General features: G+C 43.1%; 1 protein-coding gene. It reads right to left on the bottom strand.

What is annotated here, in order from left to right:
• The coding region (locus Q0852_RS23750) for an IS1-like element transposase (RefSeq protein ID WP_299022923.1) at positions 1-279 on the bottom strand (279 nt) is incomplete at its 3' end.
• Positions 280-346: the final 67 nt, after the last annotated feature.

Raw genomic sequence — 346 nt, 5'->3', positions numbered from 1 at the left:
ACCATTGCTCGTCGACTTCACAGATAAGCTCGATCTCAGCACGGTATTAACCCCAACTTTAAGCACTCTAGCAGTATCACGTAGCCCAGCATTGTTCATGGCCATATCAACAATTTGTTCTTTCACACCAGGATGACAGGCATTGTAGGCGTAATCCAGTTGAAATGACTTTCGGTAATCAAGACAGCGATAGCGTTGCGCTTTATTCGCACCTGTTCCGTGTTTGCGAACTGATTTGGTTTGAGAACAGTAACGGCAAGGAACTTCTAACGTCGCCAATAAGATCACCCAGTAACTCAACAAATAAATAAATTATAGTTCAAATCACCAAGTTGGCATCACGATC

The sequence above is a fragment of the uncultured Photobacterium sp. genome (assembly GCF_947502415.1).
GTDB lineage: Bacteria > Pseudomonadota > Gammaproteobacteria > Enterobacterales > Vibrionaceae > Photobacterium.
Note: the sequence above shows the minus strand (reverse complement) of the source record. Positions and strands in the feature narration are given on the sequence as shown.